Origin of the sequence: Thioclava kandeliae (assembly GCF_040297545.1) — a bacterium.
Lineage (GTDB): Bacteria > Pseudomonadota > Alphaproteobacteria > Rhodobacterales > Rhodobacteraceae > Thioclava > Thioclava kandeliae.
This window is the reverse complement of the sequence record NZ_JAYWLC010000009.1, coordinates 37,550-56,491: the sequence shown is the minus strand read 5'-3', so window position 1 is coordinate 56,491 and position 18,942 is coordinate 37,550. Positions and strand designations below refer to the sequence as shown.

Sequence of the window (18,942 nt, the reverse complement as noted above, 5' to 3'; positions counted from 1 at the left end):
GACCACGCCATGATCCTATGTGCCGGTGAAGCCCTGATCGATATGATCCCCAAGCCCACCACCCAAGGGCCCGACGGATTTGTGCCCCATAATGGTGGAGCGGTGTTCAACACGGCCATCGCGCTGGGGCGGCTCGGGCAGCCGACCGCGATGCTGACAGGGCTGTCGACTGACCTTTTCGGCACGCAGCTGGAAGCCGGACTGGCCGAGAGCCATGTCGACACCGCGCTCTGCATCCGCAGCCCGCGCCCGACCACGATGGCCTTCGTGAAACTGACCGATGGCCATGCAAGCTATGTCTTCTATGACGAGAACTCCGCCGGACGGATGCTGACCGAGGCCGATCTGCCGCCCCTGCCCGACACGGTGCGCGCGCTCTATTTCGGGGGCATTTCTCTGGCCTGCGAGCCGGGCGCCGAGGCCTATGCCGCCCTTCTGGCACGCGACCATGCGGATCGGGCGGTGATGATCGACCCCAATATCCGCCCCGGATTCATCCGCGACGAGGCGCGCTACCGTGCGCGTCTGGGGGCGATGATTGCCCGCGCCGATATCGTGAAAGTCTCCGACGAGGATCTGCACTGGCTCATTCCCGAGGGCTCCGATCTGGCCCAAAAGGCCCATGCACTACAGGCGCAGGGGCCGTCCATCGTCATCGTGACGCGCGGCGCCGCAGGGGCCACCGCCTGGTTTACAGAAGGTCAGGAGGTGTCCGTGCCCGCCCAGCGAGCGGAGGTGGTCGATACAGTCGGCGCGGGAGACTGCTTCAACGCGGGTGTGCTGTCCCGGCTTGCGGAGTTGGGGCTTCTCGACAAGGCCAGCCTGCGCGCCATCACGCCCGAGGCGCTTGGCGAGGCGCTCGGTTTCGGGGCGAAAGTAGCGGCGATCGTCGTCGGGCGTGCGGGGGCAAATCCGCCTTGGGCCGCTGAGATAAGTTAAAGTCCTGACAACCGCAGAAAACGGGCGCGTATTCCTTTCCGGATACGCGCCCATTCCATTTGGACAGATCGAATTTTTCCGACTATAACCTTAGGATAAAGAATTAATCCGAAAGCCATTTTGCCTCGGGACCGATTGGCGCAGTCCGCGCAAGGAGAGACACACGTGACAAGCGATGCGAAAACCCCGTCTTTCATCGTCGGGATCGCAGCCTCCGCAGGCGGTCTGGAGGCCACATCCCTGCTGGCGCAGAACCTCCCCCGCACGCTTGATTTGGCCTATGTGCTGGCCCAGCATATGTCGCCCAGCCATAAATCCATGTTGGTTCAATTGCTTGGCCGTGAAACCACGCTGGCCGTAGTAGAAATCGAGGAACGGGCCGTGCCTGCGGCGAACACGATCCATATCCCGCCGCCCGGCCATGATGTGGTGCTGGAGAATGGCGAATTTGTGCTGCGCAGCCCCGAAGGCCATCCTGCAGCCCCCAAACCCTCTGCCGACCGTCTGTTCAAGTCGATTGCCTCGGAAGTGGGCGAGCGTTCCGTCGGGATCGTTCTCTCGGGCACGGGGTCCGATGGCAGCTACGGGGTGCAGGCCATCCGCGAGGCCGGCGGTATCACCCTCGCGCAGGAGCCCTCCAGCTCGAAATATGATTCCATGCCGGTCTCGGCGATCCGCACCGGCTGTGTCGACCTCACTCTGACGCCGCAGCAGATGGGCCAGCATCTGGCCATGATCCTTGCCCAGCCGCGCGATCTGCAGAGCCTCAAGGACATCAACGAGCATACCGGCAAGAATGCCGATCTGTTCCAGATCCTGCTGGGCCATACGCTGGTCGATTTCCGCCAGTATAAGGAAAACACGATCAACCGACGCATCCAGCGCCGGATGATTGCCAAGGGGATCGAGAATTATAACGACTATGTCGAGCTGTGCCGCCGCTCGGTCGACGAGGTGGAGGCGCTCTATCGCGACCTGCTGATCTCGGTCACCAATTTCTTCCGCGACCCCGAGCAGTTCATCGCGCTGCGGGATGCGCTCAACAAGAAGATCAATGACGGGGTCGAAGAGCCCCTGCGCGTCTGGATCGCAGGTTGTGCCACGGGCGAGGAAGCCTATTCCATCGCGATCCTGATTGTCGAGGCCATGGGCGGGCTCAGCAAGGTCGAGAAGGATCGGCTACAGATCTTTGCCACCGATATCGACGACCGCGCGCTGGCGATCGGGCGGCGCGGACAATATCCGGCCTCTGCCGTCACCGATATCCCGCAGGAATATCTCGCGCGCTATTTCGAGCTGGCCGAGGACCATGTGGTGGTAAAATCGAAGCTGCGCAGCTTCGTCATGTTCTCGCGGCATAATGTCTTCCAGGACGCGCCCTTCATGTCGATCGATCTCGTGTCGATCCGCAATGTGCTGATCTATTTCGAACCCAAACTGCAGGAACGGGTCCTGACCCGCATCCAATATGCGCTCAAACAGAATGGCTATCTGTTCCTTGGCACCTCCGAGACGACAGGGGCGCTCGAGAGCTTCTTCGTGCCGCTGAGCCAGCATGGCAAGATCCTGCGCAAACGCTCGACACGGCTCAATTCGGCAAGCACCGCGCTCAATGGCTCGCTGCCGCCCACCAATCGCTTGCGCGCCACCTCTCCGGGTGGCTATCGCAGTGCCCCGCCCCCGCCCAATGACTGGTGGCGCTTTGATGCGCTGGCCAAGTCTGTGGTCAAGAACGGTTTCCTGACCAATCGCGACCGTTCGGTGGTGAAGATCTATGGCGACATCGCTCCCTTCGTGGAGATGCGCACGCCGATCCATGGCGGCATGACGCTGGATGTGCTGCAAAAAGCGCTGGCCTATGAGGCCAATTCAATGGTGCTGGTGGCGCTCAAGCAGCGCGAGGCGCGCTCGGGGCAATGGCATCAGCTCGAAGGCCGTGATTTCAACACCGTGCGGATGACCGCATGGCCGATCATCGATGACAAGGTCGACGAACCGGTGGTCCTGATCGGGTTCGAGACCGAAATGCGCTCGGCCCCCGATCCGGAAAATGTCGAACGCACCGACTATCTGGATTATCTCGAAACCGAGCTGTCGCGCACCCGTGACACGCTACAGATCACCATAGAGCAGCTGCAGACCTCCAATGAGGAACTCCAATCGCTCAACGAGGAGCTGCAATCCTCGAACGAGGAGTTGCAATCCACCAATGAGGAACTCGAGACCTCCAACGAAGAGCTGCAATCGACCAATGAGGAGCTGATCACCGTCAATGAGGAGCTTCTGGTCAATACCGGGCAGCTGGAACGCACCTCGGCCGAGTTGAACGGACTGATCAAGGGCCTGCCTACGGTGATGATGATGCTCGATCAGGGGCTCCTGATCCGTCATGCCAGCCAGTCGGCCGTCCGCACCTTCGAGGTGCGCGAGCGTGGCCATTCTCTGGGGCATCTTTCGCAATGCTATATGCCGATGGGGTATCCGCCGCTTGTGGATATCTGCTCGCAGGCGCTTCTGGACCGGCGTCCGCATTACCGGCAGTTCGAGATCGACGATCATTGCCATTCGATGACCGTATCGCCTCTGGTCACCGATAACGAGGGGCTGATCGGGTTGATCGTGCTGATCACATCGGTCGATATGACAGTGGATTCCCTTCTCAACCAGACGCTGCGCAAATTCTCCAATATCGGGACATGGCGCGTCAATCTGGCGACCGAGGAGGTGAGCTGGTCGAGCGAGACCTTCGCCATCCACGGCCTCCCCCCCGACAAGACCAAACGCAAGATGTCGGAGGCGGTGAACTTCTACCATCCGGACGATCGCGACATTGTCAAATCGGCGATCGAGACCGCACTGACCCGCAACGAGCCCTTCCATTTCTTCGCCCGCCTCAGGCGCGGCGATGGCACGACAGTGGTCGTGGAAAGCTCCGGCTCGACCGTGCGCAACGAGCTGGGCGAACCCATCGCCCTGATCGGCGTCTGCCGCGATTTCTCGCGCATCCAGAACGAGAACTTGTTGGTGCGCCATTACGACGAGATCACCACCGAACAGCATGTGGGCTTCTTCTCCATCGATATCATCAACAACCTGCATTACTGGAACCCGGTTCTGACAGAGATGCTGAACGGGAAAGATGCGGGAGCGCCCTCGCTCGACGGGCTGATCTCGCATCTGCCCACCGAGCGGCAGACGAGCCTGCGCAAGACCTTGCAGGATGCGATCCAGCAGAAAAAACCGTTCACCATCGAGGAGGTTCTGAATTTGCGTCACGGCGCCCCGCACAGATGCCAGATCCGCGGCAACATCGATTGCAACCAAAGTGGCCAGGTGACCCATGTTTACGGCTCGATACGGGCTATCGATTAGGCGTTTCTTCGACGGATCGGCTAATTTCAGCCATTTGAAAGCGGCGTGATCAAAAGCCCGCTCAGAATTAATCTCTTATTAACAATTACAACCAGATGATGAGTGAAAGAAACAAAATCCATTAGACCGAAAGGATACCCGAGATGGGTGCTGACGGGCAGAAAAGCCATCATGAGTTTGGGGTAGTTACTTTACACCTTCTACGCGACGATGTGACAGGCGCATGGTTTGCAGAACGGGTGGAAATGAACTTGGAGAACATGCGCAACCAGATCACGTTCCGGCAGCCGGAGCCTCTGGAAAGTGCTTTTATCGCCAGTTTCGCGCAGGCACTTGCCACACATCTCCCCACGGGTGGCGAGTTCTCGGTTTCGACCAATTCGCATAACGTGATCGAAGTGCCCGGCGCGATGCTGGGTGGGATGCGGATCATTGCCCAGCGCAGCGTGAACGGCATGCAGCGGGTTGCCGTGCGCTTCCGCAACATGGTGGGACAACTGCAGGCGATCCTGTCGATCCGCCACCGCAGCGAGGGCCAGACGCTGACCACTCTCGAAAAGGGCGCAACGGATGCGCTTTTGTCGCTTCTGATGCCCTGCCTCGATCTGGCCCATGTGGAGATCGACACCTTCTCCGATAGCGACCTTCCCTTCAAGGTCGCGCTCCGGCTTCAGGCGCTGACCCAGAAGAAAGAGGATCTCGCCTTCTTCGCCCATATGCTGCGCCGCTATGTCGAGAACACACCACAGATGATGGCGGTCGAACAGACCCAACCGGTGCTCGCGCAAGAGACCCAGACCATCCGGCTCGTCGCCAATAACTGACCTCCCCCCACATTCCCGATCCGGGCCTGTTGTCCAGTTTTTTGTTTCCCAGTATCCGGCCCGTGATCGTTGATCACAGGGCTTTTTTGTTTTCTCACTGCGAGAGCGACCTAGATTTCCCCCCATAAATCGCATGTCCGCGGGGTTTCCTTTCCGACCTCAAGGCGTGAGACTTGGTCAAAGACGAGTTGGTTGACTACGGGCGGAGGAAGCAATGTCTGATACCAATACCATCCTGATCGGTGCGCCGGTCGATTGCGGCAAGCGCGGCAAGGGCTGCCTGATGGGTCCGGATGCCTATCGTGTCGCCGGTCTCCGCGAGATCCTGACCGAACTGGGGCGCGATGTCCGGGATCTCGGCAATCTCGGCCCCGGCCCTCTGCCCGAAGTCACCCCCGACAACGACCGTATCTACAAGATGGCCGAAACGGTCGCGTGGACGCGGACCCTGATGGAGACCGGACGCGAGGCGGCCAAGCTGGGCTTTCCCATCTTCATGGGCGGGGACCACGCACTGGCGATGGGCTCGGTTGCAGGAATGATCCAGCATGCCGCGGATCTGGGGCGGCCCTTCTATCTCCTGTGGCTCGATGCGCATTCCGATTTCCACAGCCCGCAAAGCTCGGGCTCGGGCAACCTGCATGGCACCCCAGTAGCCTATCTGACGGGGCGCGAGGGCTTCGAGGGGTTCCCCGTGCTCGAGCACCATCTCGAGCCCTCGCATACCTGTATGATCGGGCTGCGCTCGGTGGACCCCGCCGAGAAACACGCGCTGAAAAAGAGCCCGATCCGCCGCTATGATATGCGCGCCATCGACGAGACCGGCATCGCGAAGCCTCTGGGTGACTTTCTGGCCGAGGTCGAGGCCGCGAACGGCATGCTGCATGTCTCGCTCGATGTGGATTTCCTCGACCCTTCGATCGCACCCGCCGTGGGCACCACCGTTCCGGGGGGCGCGACCTTCCGCGAGGCGCATCTGGTGATGGAGATGCTCCATGATAGCGGGTTGGTGACTTCGCTCGATCTGGTCGAGCTGAACCCGTTCATGGACGAGCGCGGCAAGACGGCGCAGCTGATGGTGGATCTGACCGCCTCGCTTTTCGGCCGCTCGGTCTTCGACCGCCCCACCCTCAACCATTCCCGCCGCTACTGACGCAAAACGCCCCGACCGTGCAGTCGGGGCGTTTTCCGGTTCTACCAAAAGGGCTTAACGCAGTGCGGCTTCCGGCTCCGCCTCGGCGCGATCATCTGTCATCCGCGACATGATATTGGCGACCAGCGCGCCCGAGATATTGTGCCAGACCGAGAACATGGCCGACGGCACTGCCGCCAAGGGGGAGAAATAGGCGGTCGCAAGTGCCGCCCCCAGACCCGAATTCTGCATCCCCACCTCGATGGCGATCGCTTTGCGGCGTGCAAGGCTCATGCCGGTCATACGCCCTGCCAGATAGCCGATCAGATATCCCAGCAGGTTATGCAGCACAACGACGCCAAAGATCATCACCCCCGATTGGACGATGGCGCCTTTGGAGGCGGCAACGACAGCCGCCACGATCAGCACGATCCCCGTGACCGAGACCAGCGGCAGTGCGGGCACAGCCGCGGTTACCAGCTTGGGCAGGAATCTCTGCGCAAGGATGCCCAGCACGAGCGGGAAAATCACCATTTTCAGGATCGACAGGAACATTGCCATCCCGTCTACCGGCAGGTGGGTCGAGGCGAAGGTGAAGACGAGGAAGGGCGTGACCACCGGTGCCAGAATCGTGGTCACGGAGGTGCAAGCCACCGACAGCGCCAGATCACCCTTGGCAAGATAGGTCATCACGTTCGACGAGGTCCCCCCCGGGCAGCAACCGACAAGGATCACACCGGCCGCCACTTCCGGCGACATCGGCACCACCAGCGTCAGCACCACTGCAATAAGCGGCATGATGACGAATTGCGACACCACACCGACCGCCACCTGCACCGGACGTTTGGCCACTTCCGCAAAATCCTGTGCCGAGATGGTCAGCCCCATGCCGAACATGATGATCCCCAGAAGCGGCACAATAAGCCCTTTGAGCTGCACGAAAACCTCGGGGAAGGCAAAGCCCAGAACGGCAAAGAGCACAGTCCAGAACGCGAAGGTTCGCCCCACGAACTGCGAGAAGGCGGCGATTGATTTCATTTTCTTCCTCGGAATCGTAACAAGATTTCTCATTTCTGATCCTGCGGATAATCACCTTGCTTTTGAAATTCAACCCGTCGTGGGAAAAAATGACAATTTGCCAATCATGCTTGGGAAATCCTCGGTGACATCGCCTGCGATCAGGGGCAGAAAGGGGCAACACGATGAAGGAGATTGCCATGCTCGTCCTCCCCGATGATGCGCAACATGATTACCCCCTGCTGGAGGCTCTGGTCGAAGACGATGATCTGGGCCAGATCGTCCTGACCCTTGCGCGTGCGATGGTGCCGCTTTCGGCACGGCTGGCGGCCGGAAAACTCCCCGGTGACCTGGCGGCTCTTGTGGGCGAGAATGACAGCGGGGATGCGCAGAAAGCGCTGGATGTAGGCGCGCATGACCATGTGATGGCGGCGCTCAAGGGCGCCAATATCCGCCATGTGCTGTCCGAGGAAGCCGCCCTGCCCAGCTGTCTCGATCCGGAAGGCGATTGGGATCTGGTCATCGATCCGATCGACGGTTCGGGCTCCATCGGGATCGGTGCGCCTTTGGGGATGCTGTTTGCGATCTATCCGGCGGGCTCGGGGGATTTCCTGCGTGCGGGCCGCGAGGCGGTGGCGGCGGGCTATGCCTCTTTCGGCCATTCGCTCGATTTCGGCTATAGTCTTGGCGATGGCGTGCATATCGCCACCTATGACGCGCAAAGCAATGCGTTCCATGTGACGCTGGCCAAGGTCATGCTGCCCGATCAGGCCAAGGTGATCGCCTATAACGCCTCGAACGAGCGCCACTGGCCTGCGGGCCTTCAGGCCTATGTCAATGACCTGCGACTGGGCAAGACCGGCCCGCGCGGGCGCGATTTCAATATGCGCTGGCTGGCGGCCGCCGTGGGCGAACTTCACCGTATCATCCTGAAAGGCGGAGCATTTCTCTATCCGCAGGATGCGCGCAAGGGCTACGAGAATGGCCGTCTGCGCCTGACCTATGAGGCGGTGCCGATTGCCTTCCTGATGGAGCAGGCCGGTGGACGGGCGAGCAATGGCGCGAGAGATATCCTCGATCTGGTGCCGAAAGAGGTGCATGAATTTGTGCCGCTGATCTTCGGTGCCTCCGAGGAGGTCGCGCTGATCGAGGACTATCTCGCGAAAAATAACTGACTAAAGTCAGGCACATCTCAGCTTGCGAGTTATGGATAATCACCCCATGATCTCCCATGAAATATGGGGGATCATATGGATCTGGTCGATGAATTACGCGCTTTTGTCGCCACCGCGCAGACCCGTTCATTCACAGCCGCAGCCGATCAGTTGGGTCTGTCGAACCGGCTGACCTCGAAATATGTGGCCGCGCTCGAAACACGTCTGGGCACGCGGCTTTTCCAGCGCACTACCCGCAAGGTGGGGCTGACACCCGCGGGCGAGGATCTGATGGCGCGCGCGCCCGCCCTTCTCGACGATCTGGATCTGATGATCAGCGACATCGCCGACGGCGCGCGTGGGCTGTCGGGGCTGATCCGCATTTCGGCCCCCGTGACCTTTGGCGAGGCCTATCTGGCCGAGATGCTGGCGCGGTTCGGCGAGGCGCATCCGGATCTGAGCATCGATCTGCGGCTGAGCGACCAATTCGCGGATCTGGCGGGGGACGGGATCGACCTTGCCTTCCGGATCGGCCAGTTGGACGCGATGGCGCTGAAATCGCGCAAGATCGGTGTGTTCGGGGTCAAGCTCGCGGCAAGCCCCGCCTATCTGGCCCGCAATGGGCCCCCCGCGCGCCTTGCCGATCTGGAGAACCACAACTGCATTATCGACAATAACCGCCGCACCCCGCGCCGCTGGAGGTTTGCGAACGGGACGATCGTCACGGTGAACGGGCGGTTTCAGGTAAACTCGGCGCGCGTGTCCTGCCGCTATGCGGAGATGGGCCTCGGCATCACCTATTGTCCGGATTTCGCGCTGCGTGACGCGCTGGATGCGGGCAGTCTGGTGGAGATTCTTCCCGAAGAGACCGGCGAGAGTTTTCCGGTCAATATCGTCTATCTCGAGGGCCAGCGCCTGCCGACCAAACTGCGCGCGCTGGTCGATTTCGCCCGCGAAGATATGAAACGCTCGGGTCTTCTGACGGTATGAAACGGGGCCGCAACCGGCCCCGTTCCCGCGTTTAATGGGCGGCTTCGACCGCACCGGCCTCGGTCAGCGCCGTCATCTCGTCTGCGGCCAGACGCAGTTCGGCCGCTTTCACGAAACTTGCCAGCTGGCCCTCGCTGGTGGCCGAGGCGATGGGCGCTGTCACGCCATCACGCGCGATCAGCCATGCCAGCGCCACTTCGGCGGGTTTGGCCCCGTGCGCATCGGCCACCTCGGTCAGCGCCTTCACGATCGCCATGCCACGGTCGTTCATATATTTCTCGACCATGCCACCGCGTTTGGACCCTTTAAGATCCTCGGGGCTGCGATATTTGCCGCTCAGGAAGCCCGCTGCGAGGCTGAAATAGGTTACCACACCAATATTTTCGGCAATGCAGAGATCGCGCAGCTCGCCCTCGAAACCGTCACGGTCATAGAGATTATATTCGGGCTGGAGCACCTGATAGGCCGGAAGCCCCTTCTCCTTGGCCGCTTTCTGTGCCGAAGACAGCAGCGCATAATCATAGTTCGACGCGCCGATGGCGCGGATCTTGCCCGCCTTCAGGAGATCCTGATAGGCGCCCAGCGTCTCTTCATGGGTCACGCTGTCATCGGGCCAGTGCGAGAAATAGAGATCGACATGATCGGTTTTCAACCGGCCCAGCGACAGATCGATTGCCTTGGAAATCCAGTCCTTTGACAGCCCCTTCTCGCCCGGGCCGCCCATATCGGAGCCGACCTTGGTAAAGAGCGTTACCTTCTCGCGCATCCCCGGACGGGCCGCAAACCATTTGCCGAGGATCGTCTCGGATTCGCCGCCTTTATTTCCCTCGACCCATGCGGAATACACATCGGCCGTATCGATGGTGGTGAAACCATGATCGATGAGTGCATCAAGCATGCGGAAACTTGCGGCCTCATCCAGCGTCCAGCCGAATACATTGCCGCCGAACACGATGGGAGAGATCTCGAAACCAGTGGTGCCAAGGGATTTGGTCTTCATGAAAGGCCTCCTTTTTCAAATTCTCCGGCGCATCCTGCGCGCCTTCGACCCATGACAGTAGGACGGCTGCAGTGTGGGAAAATGCCCGAAGCCCTGCAAACAGTATTCTCCCTCATGAAATAATGGTGAGGCCGTCATGCGCCCCCTGCCATAGTTCCGGCCAGATAACTGTGATTTTCCATGACCAGATCGCGCAGGAAACCGGCAACCGCCCGCACCCGCGGCGATTGCACCAGATCGGTCTGCGTCACCAGCCAGACCGGCTGATCGATCCCCAGATCGGCGCGCAGGCAGACCAGCCCGCGCGGGCGGGCCAGAAAATGTGGCAGCACGGCCAGCCCCAGCCCCGCGACACAGCCCGCCACCTGCGTGGCAAGCGAGGTGGTCGACAGGACGGGCGGGCGGCCCTGCAGCACCTGTTCCACCCAGATCGCGGCGGCCAGATGCGCGTGCCCCTCGCCCCACATGATGAAACGGTCCCGATCGAAGGCCGCTCCATCCGCCGGCGCCGCGCGCCGCGCCAGATATGTCGGCGCGCCATAAAGACCGTAGCCCAGTCGCCCCAGCCGTTGCAGCGTGACATGACCTCGCTCGGGCTTGACCATGCGCAACGCCAGATCGGCATCGCGCCGATGCAGGTTAACGGTGCGCACATCTGTCACCAGATCGAGGCATAGTTTGGGATGGCGCTCTTGTAACCGACCCAAGGCAGGCAGGATGAGATCGGTGGCGAAATTCTCGGCCGTGGCCAGCCGGACCGTGCCCGTTACCTCGCGCGAGGGCTGCACATGACCTGCAAGGCTGTTGGCGGCAGCCTCCATATCCTCGGCCCGTTCCACCAGCGCCGCGCCATCCTCGGTCACGCGATACCCCGTCTGGGTGCGCAAGAACAAAGGCGCGCCCATCGCCGCTTCCAGCCGCTCGATCCGGCGCGAGACCGTGGCAAGCCCCAGATGCAACTGGGCCGCCGCTCCCGAGAGCGTGCCCGCCCTCACCACCGCCAGAAATACTTTCAGATCATCCCAGACCACTGCCATCGCGCCACCTTTACCGATTATGGAAAACAATTCACCATATGAGTTAATACCCTCCAACTTCGGAAAATGACAAACAGGGGGCTCCAGGACAAGACGAAAGGACGGATCATGCAAAAGCGCCACCTGACAAAGGATCTCGAGGTATCGGCCCTGGGCCTTGGCTGCATGGGGATGAGCGAGTTTTATGGACCCCGCGATGACGCACAATCGCTGGAGGTGCTGCATCGCGCGGTGGAGTCGGGGCTCGATTTCCTCGACACCTCGGATATGTATGGCCCCTTCCATAACGAGGAACTGATCGGGCGCTTCCTGAAGGAGACCGTTCAGCCCGTCAAAATCGCTACCAAATTCGGTATCGTCCGGCAGCCCGGCGCCTATGAGCGCCATCTCGACAACAGCCCTGCCTATGCACGCCGCGCGGTAGAAGGCTCCCTCAAGCGCCTCGGCATCGAACGGATCGACCTCTATTATGTGCATCGCGTCAATCCCGACGAGCCGGTCGAGGAGACGATGGCGGGGCTGGCGGGGCTGGTGAAGGAGGGCAAGATCGGCCATATCGGGCTCTGCGAGGTCAGCGCCGCAACACTGCGCCGCGCCCATGCGGTCCATCCGGTGAGCGCGCTGCAGACCGAATACTCGCTCTGGACCCGTGGGGTCGAGGACGAGATCCTGCCCGCCTGCCGCGAGCTGGGCGTGGGATTTGTGCCTTATTCACCGCTGGGGCGCGGCTTCCTGACCGGCGCCTATAGCGACCCGGGCAAACTGGCCGAAGGCGATTTCCGCGCCATGCTGCCGCGGTTCCGTGACGCCGCACTGGCCAGCAATCTGCGCATCGCCGATCTGGTGCGCGAGCGCGCGGCAGCCAAGGGCTGCACCCCCGCGCAGCTCGCACTGGCATGGCTTTTGGCGCAGGGCGAGGATATTGTTCCGATCCCCGGCACGAAGCGACTGCGCTATCTGGAGGATAATCTGGGCGCGCTCGATATCGCGTTCAGCGCCTCCGAGCTGGCCGCTCTGGACTGCGATCTGGCCGCCCTGCCGGTCGCAGGCGCGCGCTACACGGCAGAAGGCATGAAAGGGGTGGAGGTCTGAGGCTTCCCCTGCCCGCGCGGGCGCGCTATTGCTGAGCCTATGAGAGTTCTGCTTGTCGAAGATACCCCCGATCTGGCCCGCAATATCGCCGCCTTCCTGCGGCTACAGGGGCATGCGGTAGATGTGGCCGGGTCGCTTGACGAGGCCGAGGCGGCATGGGCCGTCACCGATTATGCGGGGGTTGTGCTGGATCTGGGGCTGCCCGATGGCTCGGGGCTCGCGCTTTTGCGCAACCGCAGACGCGCGGGAGACCGCACACCGGTGATCATCGCCACGGCGCTCGACCAGATCTCCGACCGGATCGCAGGACTGGATGCGGGAGCCGATGACTATGTGACCAAGCCCTTCGATCTGGGCGAACTGGCGGCGCGGCTGCGCGCCCATGCCCGCCGCTCGGAGGGCCAGCCCGCCGCCGAAACCGTGCTCGGCGATCTGCGTATCGACCGTGCCGCCGCCCGCCTGTGGCGCGATGACGAGGAGCTGCACCTGACCTCGCGCGAATATTCGCTTTTTGATGCGCTTCTGGCCGCGCGCGGACGCATCCTCTCGCGTATAGCGCTGGAAGAGACCCTGTTCGCCTATGGCGATAGCGTCGAGAGCAATGCCGTCGAGGTCTACATCTCGCGGCTCAGGGCGAAGCTGGGCGCGGGCGTCATCGTGACGCGGCGGGGCTTGGGATATCTGATCCCGTGAAGGCATGGTCGCTCAAGCGGCGCCTGTTGCGCAATGTGCTGGTGGCGGTGGGCATTGGCTGGGGAGCCACGCTCTGTGTCGGGATTTTCGCGCTCAATCACGAGATGGGCGAAATCCTCGATGACGCGCTGAAGGATGATGCGACCTTGATCGCGCGGCTTCTGGCGCAGGACAAGACCCGCACCATCGCCGAATGGGCCGATGCCCATCCTGATGGCGATGACTGGCGGCTGCGCATCCTTCACGGAACCGCCGCCGCCCCCGCCGCGCCTTGGCCGGACCTCACCCGCGACGGCGTCCACACCACCGAGGGCTGGCAGGTGATACGGCGCAGCACCGATGATGGCGTAATCGAGATCGGACAGAGCCTTGCCATGCGCCGGCACGAGCTGATGGAGGCCGCCCGCGCTTTCCTTTTCCTGATCCTGCCGCTCCTGTTACTGGTGACGGCGGCGATCATGCTGACGCTCCGCCAGAGCCTGTCCTCGACAGTGCGCTTTTCCGAAGGGATGCGCCGGCGCAGCGCCGAGGATCTGTCGCCGCTGGTCTCCGAGACCCTGCCACAGGAGATGACGCGCGTGGCCGAGGCCTTCAACATCTATCTCGCCCGCATCCAGAACCTGCGGGAAGCCGAGCGCCATTTCATCGCCAATGCCGCGCATGAGCTGCGCACGCCACTGGCCGTGCTGCGAAGCCGGATCGAGGTGATGGCCGCCGCCCCCGAGCGCCTGCCCGAGGCACAGGCCGATCTGATGGGCACGATCGACCGGCTGTCGCTCAGAGTCGAGCGGCTCTTGCAGCTCGAACGGGCCGAGGCAGGCTTGGGGCTGGCACGCGAAACCATCGATGTGATCGCGCTGATCCGCCTCGTCTGTCATGACATGCGCCCCGTCAATACGGGTCAGATGCCGATCCTTTTTGACGATAGCGATATAGAGGCCCTGCAGATCGAGAGCGATCGCGACGCGCTGGCGATCATCCTGCGCAACCTGCTGGGCAATGCGCGCGAGCACGGCACGGGCGAGATCCGGCTCCGGCTGGCGCCCGATGGCACGCTGACGGTCACCAACCAGACCAGTGGTCAGGCAGGGTTCCAGTTGGACCGCGGCGACAGATCGGCCAGTTCCAAAGGCGCAGGGCTCGGGCTCGATATCACCCGCCGTCTGGCGCAGGATCTGGGGATCGCGGTCACATTTGCCATGCAAGCCGGCCCGCCGCCGCAGGCCCGTGTGACCCTGCATCTGCCGTTGGCCCCCGCCGCGCCCGTGCGGGACTGATCAGCTCCGTGCCCCATTGCCCAACGAAAAGCCCCCCGCAGCCGCAAGGCAACGGGGGGAGGTTCGTCAGTCGGGCTCGTTCTCGTTCACTGCCCTCGTAGCGTCTTTTTTGCCTGGGCCCTCTCGACGTCTAGGGCAAGCGCACCTGCCCCCGAACTCCTTAACCACCACCCTGAAACGGGTCGAATGGGAAATCTCAGTGCAGACCGTAGACGCTGCCCGCCTGCATCAGCGTCACGGTCGAGGATGCACCATGCATCTCGATCTCGGCCACACTCATGGGACGGGCCCCAAGCCCCTCGCCCCAGACCTCGACCGAGGCCTGTCCGCCGAATGTGGCATTCAGCACCGATTTGAGCGCATCGCCAGAAAGCTTGGCGACCATGCCGCCCTCGATCAGCTCCAGCTCTGCCGCGAGCACGCGCGTATTTCCGATAATCAGTTCCAACGTCTTCTCCGCGAAACAGGTGAGAGGTGGTCAGGTCCGGCAGGGTGCCGGACCGCTAGGATCAGCTGCAGCCGGAGGTCCCGCCGCAGGTATTGCATTTCATGCAGGTGCCATTGCGCACGAGCGTGTAGTTGCCGCATTCGCCGCACGCCTCGCCCTCATAGCCCTGCATCTTGGCCTTGGTGCGCGCATCCATCGACACGGTCCCCGAAGTGACTGCCGTGGAGGCTTTGGGCGTAAACCCCGCCTGCCCTTCGGCAAACCCGCGGGCGGCCTGCGGGGCCGATTGGAACATCATCAGCTCCTGCGGCAGACGTTTGCGCAGATAGCCCGAAGACGAGATCTGGCGCAGCACCTCGAGCGATTTGGACGCGCCGTCCTCCTCGAGCGGAGCCGCCTCGCCGCCGATATCGAGATCGTCGAATGTGTGCCCCTTGGGCTTCACATGCGCGAGATCCGTGCGGTCGAGATAGGAGATCGCCAGCTCGCGGAACACATAATCGAGGATCGAGGTCGCATTCTTGACCGAGTCATTGCCCTGCACCATGCCCGCGGGCTCGAATTTGGTGAAGGTAAAGGCATCGACAAACTCTTCCAGCGGCACGCCATATTGCAGGCCCACCGACACGGCGATGGCGAAGTTATTCATCATCGCACGGAAGCCCGCGCCCTCTTTGTGCATGTCGATGAAGATCTCGCCCAAGGCGCCATCATCATATTCGCCGGTGCGCAGATAGACCTTATGGCCACCGACAATCGCCTTCTGGGTATAGCCCTTGCGCCGCGAGGGCAGTTTCTCGCGATGCGAGCGCACCAGTTCCTTGACGATGACCTTCTCGACGATCTTCTCGGCCAGCACCTGCGCCTTTTCCTGCGGGGTGCCGGAGGTCAGGATCTCCTCGGCCTCCTCGTCATCCTCGATCAGGGCCGAGGCCAAGGGCTGGCTGAGCTTGGAGCCGTCACGGTAGAGCGCATTGGCCTTGATGCCCAGCGACCAAGACAGTTCATAAGCCGCCTTCACATCCTCGATCGAGGCCGAATTGGGCATATTGATCGTTTTCGAAATCGCGCCCGAGATGAAGCTCTGCGCCGCCGCCATCATGGTGATATGGCTCTCGACCGACAGATAGCGCTTGCCCTTCTTGCCGCAGGCATTGGCGCAATCGAAGACGTTCAGATGCGCAGGGTCCAGATGCGGCGCGCCCTCAAGGGTCATGGTGCCGCAGACATGGTCATTGGCGGCCTCGATCTGCGCTTTGGTAAAGCCCAGATGACGGAGCATGTCGAAGCTCGGATCATTCAGCTTGGCCGCCGGAATACCCAGCGTCTTGGTGCAGAACTCCTCGCCCAGCGTCCATTGGTTGAACACGAAACGGATATCGAACGCGGTCGGTAGTGCTGCGTTGATCTTCTTGATCTCCGCATCGCCAAAACCGTGGCCGATCAGCGAGGTCGTGTTGATGGCGGGGCAATTGCCAAGGCTGGCATGGCCCACCGCATAGGACACGATCTCTTCGGCCTGCGCGGAGCTATAGCCGAGCTTGGCGAGCGCTGCAGGCACCGAGCGGTTGATGATCTTGAAATAGCCGCCGCCTGCGAGTTTCTTGAATTTCACAAGCGCGAAATCGGGCTCGATACCGGTGGTGTCGCAATCCATCACAAGGCCGATCGTGCCCGTGGGCGCGATCACCGAGACCTGCGCATTACGGAAGCCATGCGCCTCGCCCAAGGCCAATGCCTGATCCCATGCGACCGTGGCCAGCTCGACCAGCTTGGGGTCGGGGCAATTGGCATGATCCAGCGCCACCGGCTTGACCTCGAGGCCCTCGAACGCGTCGAGCCCATGGGCGGCGGCGCGGTGGTTGCGGATGACCCGCAGCATGTGTTGGGTATTCTTCGCATAGCCCGGGAAGGCACCAAGCTCGGCGGCCATCTGCGCCGAGGTGGCATAGGAGACGCCCGTCATGATCGCGGTCAGCGCACCGGTCAGCGCACGGCCCTCGTCCGAGTCGTAGCCCAGCCCCATATTCATCAGGAGGCCGCCGATATTGGCATAGCCAAGCCCCAGCGTGCGGAAATCATAGGAGCGCTGCGCGATTTCCGCCGAGGGGAATTGCGCCATCATCACCGAAATTTCCAGCGTAACAGTCCAGATCCGGCAGGCATGGATATAGCCTTCCGCGTCGAAGCGGCCGTCCTTGTAGAAGGTCAGCAGGTTCATCGAGGCGAGGTTACAGGCCGTATCATCGAGGAACATATATTCCGAGCACGGGTTCGAGCCGCGGATCGGGCCATCCTCGGGGCAGGTATGCCACTCGTTGACCGTATCATGGAATTGGATGCCCGGATCGGCGCAGGCCCATGCGGCATGGCCCACCTGCTCCCACAGGTCACGCGCCTTGATGGTCTTTGCAACCTTGCCATCGGTGCGGCGCAGAAGTTCCCAATCGGCATCGTCCTTCACCGCCTGCAGGAAGGTATTGGTCACCCGCACCGAATTATTGGAATTCTGACCCGAAACAGAGGCATAGGCATCGCTATCCCAATCGGTGTCGTAGGTCGGGAACTCGATGCTCGAGTAGCCCTGACGCGCATATTGCAGCACGCGGTTGATATAGGTCTCGGGGATCATCACGCCCTTGGCGGATCTGATCGCCGCCTTCAGAGCGGGGTTCCTAGCCGGATCGACCGCGCCTTCATCCGAGCCGTCAAAGGCGCGGATCGCCTCGAAAATCCTGTTCAGCTCGCGCTCGTGCAGCTTGGAGCCGGCCACCAGTGAGGCAACCTTCTGCTCCTCGATGACCTTCCAGTTGATGAAATCCTCGATATCGGGATGGTCCATATCGATGATGACCATCTTGGCAGCCCGGCGCGTGGTGCCGCCCGATTTGATGGCCCCCGCCGCACGGTCCCCGATTTTCAGGAACCCCATCAGACCCGAGGATTTGCCACCGCCCGAGAGCGGCTCGTTCTCGCCGCGAAGGCTCGAGAAATTGGTGCCGGTGCCGGAACCGTATTTGAACAGACGCGCCTCACGGACCCACAGGTCCATGATCCCGCCTTCATTGACCAGATCATCCGAGACCGACTGGATGAAACAGGCATGGGGCTGCGGATGCTCGTAGGCCGAGGCCGATTTCACCAGCTTGCCCGATTTCGGGTCAACATAATGGTGCCCCTGGCTCGGCCCGTCGATGCCGTAAGCCCAATGCAGGCCCGTGTTGAACCATTGCGGGGAGTTCGGTGCACCCATCTGGCATGCCAGAGTGTAGCGCATCTCGTCATAATAGGCCCGCGCATCCTCCTCGGTGGTGAAATAGCCGCCCTTCCAGCCCCAATAGGCCCAGGCGCCGGCCAGACGGTCGAAGACCTGCTTGGCCGAGGTCTCGCCACCGAAACGCTGGTCCTCGGGAAGATCCTTCAGCGCGGCCTCATCGGGCACGGAACGCCAGAGAAACTCGGGCACGTCCTTCTCGCGCACGCGCTTGAGCGCGGCAGGCACACCCGCACGGCGGAAATATTTCTGGGCCAGCACATCCGAGGCCACTTGGCTCCAGCCTTCGGGCACCTCAACGCTATCGTTACGGAAGACGATTTTCCCGTCCGGATTACGGATCTCGGACTGCGTGGTGGTGAAGGCGATAGCTCCGTAAGCGCCGCTCTCAGAGGTCGTGAATTTCCGCTCGATCTTCATCTGCTCAATTCCCTGAACAAAGCCAACTCTTACCCACCGACATTTCCGGCATACCAGACCGGAGCCTTGCACCCCCGTACAAGACTGATTCTAAAAGGAATCTGTATATTTGCCTGCGCGGCCTCCGCACCACTACATATGGTGGCTTCACCGGAAGCTCTGCACAAGTTGGCGCAGCTCCGGTGGCGCGTCAACTTATCTTTAACCAGCAAAATCGGCATTTTAGGATTGACGGCGGGACTCCTCGAAAGGCCGACCGATTCCTCCACAGAG

At 61.7% G+C, this 18,942-nt stretch carries 14 protein-coding genes; 9 read left to right on the top strand and 5 right to left on the bottom strand.

Going from position 1 to position 18,942, the window contains the following annotated elements:
* Positions 1-9 precede the first annotated feature (9 nt).
* From VSX56_RS12295 to rocF, 4 genes are all read left to right on the top strand, one after another.
* The gene (locus VSX56_RS12295; protein WP_339113010.1) at positions 10-939 is read left to right on the top strand and encodes a carbohydrate kinase family protein; all 930 of its coding nucleotides are present in this window, start codon (positions 10-12) and stop codon (positions 937-939) included.
* A gap of 165 nt (positions 940-1,104) precedes the next feature.
* Entirely contained in the window at positions 1,105-4,311 is a 3,207-nt protein-coding gene (locus VSX56_RS12290; RefSeq protein WP_350937451.1) for a chemotaxis protein CheB, read from the top strand.
* Positions 4,312-4,556: 245 nt separating this feature from the next.
* Positions 4,557-5,135: a hypothetical protein gene (locus tag VSX56_RS12285; RefSeq protein ID WP_350937448.1), complete on the top strand. Its 579-nt coding sequence runs from the start codon at positions 4,557-4,559 to the stop codon at positions 5,133-5,135.
* A 214-nt stretch (positions 5,136-5,349) separates the two neighbouring features.
* Positions 5,350-6,288 carry an arginase gene (gene rocF / locus VSX56_RS12280; RefSeq protein WP_350937446.1) on the top strand — a complete coding sequence of 313 codons (939 nt, stop codon included), beginning with the start codon at positions 5,350-5,352 and terminating at the stop codon, positions 6,286-6,288.
* Positions 6,289-6,342: 54 nt separating this feature from the next.
* On the opposite strand, the gene VSX56_RS12275 is transcribed toward rocF, so the two are convergent.
* Complete coding sequence (locus VSX56_RS12275) at positions 6,343-7,305, bottom strand: bile acid:sodium symporter family protein (RefSeq protein WP_350937444.1); 963 nt, start codon at positions 7,303-7,305, stop codon at positions 6,343-6,345.
* Positions 7,306-7,469: 164 nt separating this feature from the next.
* Between VSX56_RS12275 and VSX56_RS12270 the strand changes: the two genes are divergently transcribed.
* Together VSX56_RS12270 and VSX56_RS12265 are read left to right on the top strand one after the other, a co-directional pair.
* Entirely contained in the window at positions 7,470-8,459 is a 990-nt protein-coding gene (locus VSX56_RS12270) for a class 1 fructose-bisphosphatase (protein WP_350937442.1), read from the top strand.
* A 75-nt stretch (positions 8,460-8,534) separates the two neighbouring features.
* Positions 8,535-9,428 (top strand): LysR family transcriptional regulator, encoded by an 894-nt coding sequence (locus VSX56_RS12265; RefSeq protein ID WP_350937440.1) that lies wholly within the window; start codon positions 8,535-8,537, stop codon positions 9,426-9,428.
* Between the two features lie 31 nt (positions 9,429-9,459).
* Here the strand turns inward: VSX56_RS12265 and VSX56_RS12260 are convergent, their stop codons facing one another.
* Together VSX56_RS12260 and VSX56_RS12255 are read right to left on the bottom strand one after the other, a co-directional pair.
* Positions 9,460-10,428, bottom strand: coding sequence for an aldo/keto reductase (locus VSX56_RS12260; protein WP_350937438.1), 969 nt, complete (start codon positions 10,426-10,428; stop codon positions 9,460-9,462).
* Between the two features lie 134 nt (positions 10,429-10,562).
* Complete coding sequence (locus VSX56_RS12255; protein ID WP_350937435.1) at positions 10,563-11,465, bottom strand: LysR family transcriptional regulator; 903 nt, start codon at positions 11,463-11,465, stop codon at positions 10,563-10,565.
* Between the two features lie 108 nt (positions 11,466-11,573).
* Between VSX56_RS12255 and VSX56_RS12250 the strand changes: the two genes are divergently transcribed.
* Genes VSX56_RS12250 through VSX56_RS12240 form a run of 3 tightly spaced genes read left to right on the top strand, consistent with a single transcriptional unit; the run spans position 11,574 to position 14,527 of the window.
* Positions 11,574-12,557, top strand: coding sequence for an aldo/keto reductase (locus tag VSX56_RS12250; RefSeq protein WP_350937433.1), 984 nt, complete (start codon positions 11,574-11,576; stop codon positions 12,555-12,557).
* A gap of 39 nt (positions 12,558-12,596) precedes the next feature.
* Positions 12,597-13,250 carry a response regulator transcription factor gene (locus tag VSX56_RS12245; RefSeq protein WP_339113020.1) on the top strand — a complete coding sequence of 218 codons (654 nt, stop codon included), beginning with the start codon at positions 12,597-12,599 and terminating at the stop codon, positions 13,248-13,250.
* Complete coding sequence (locus tag VSX56_RS12240; RefSeq protein ID WP_350937431.1) at positions 13,247-14,527, top strand: sensor histidine kinase; 1,281 nt, start codon at positions 13,247-13,249, stop codon at positions 14,525-14,527. Before VSX56_RS12245 ends, VSX56_RS12240 begins: the two co-directional genes overlap by 4 nt.
* Before the next feature lie 196 nt (positions 14,528-14,723).
* On the opposite strand, the gene VSX56_RS12235 is transcribed toward VSX56_RS12240, so the two are convergent.
* Both VSX56_RS12235 and VSX56_RS12230 read right to left on the bottom strand, forming a co-directional pair.
* The gene (locus tag VSX56_RS12235; protein WP_339113022.1) at positions 14,724-14,975 is read right to left on the bottom strand and encodes a hypothetical protein; all 252 of its coding nucleotides are present in this window, start codon (positions 14,973-14,975) and stop codon (positions 14,724-14,726) included.
* Positions 14,976-15,036: 61 nt separating this feature from the next.
* Positions 15,037-18,669 (bottom strand): vitamin B12-dependent ribonucleotide reductase, encoded by a 3,633-nt coding sequence (locus tag VSX56_RS12230; protein ID WP_350937429.1) that lies wholly within the window; start codon positions 18,667-18,669, stop codon positions 15,037-15,039.
* Between the last annotated feature and the right edge of the window lie 273 nt (positions 18,670-18,942).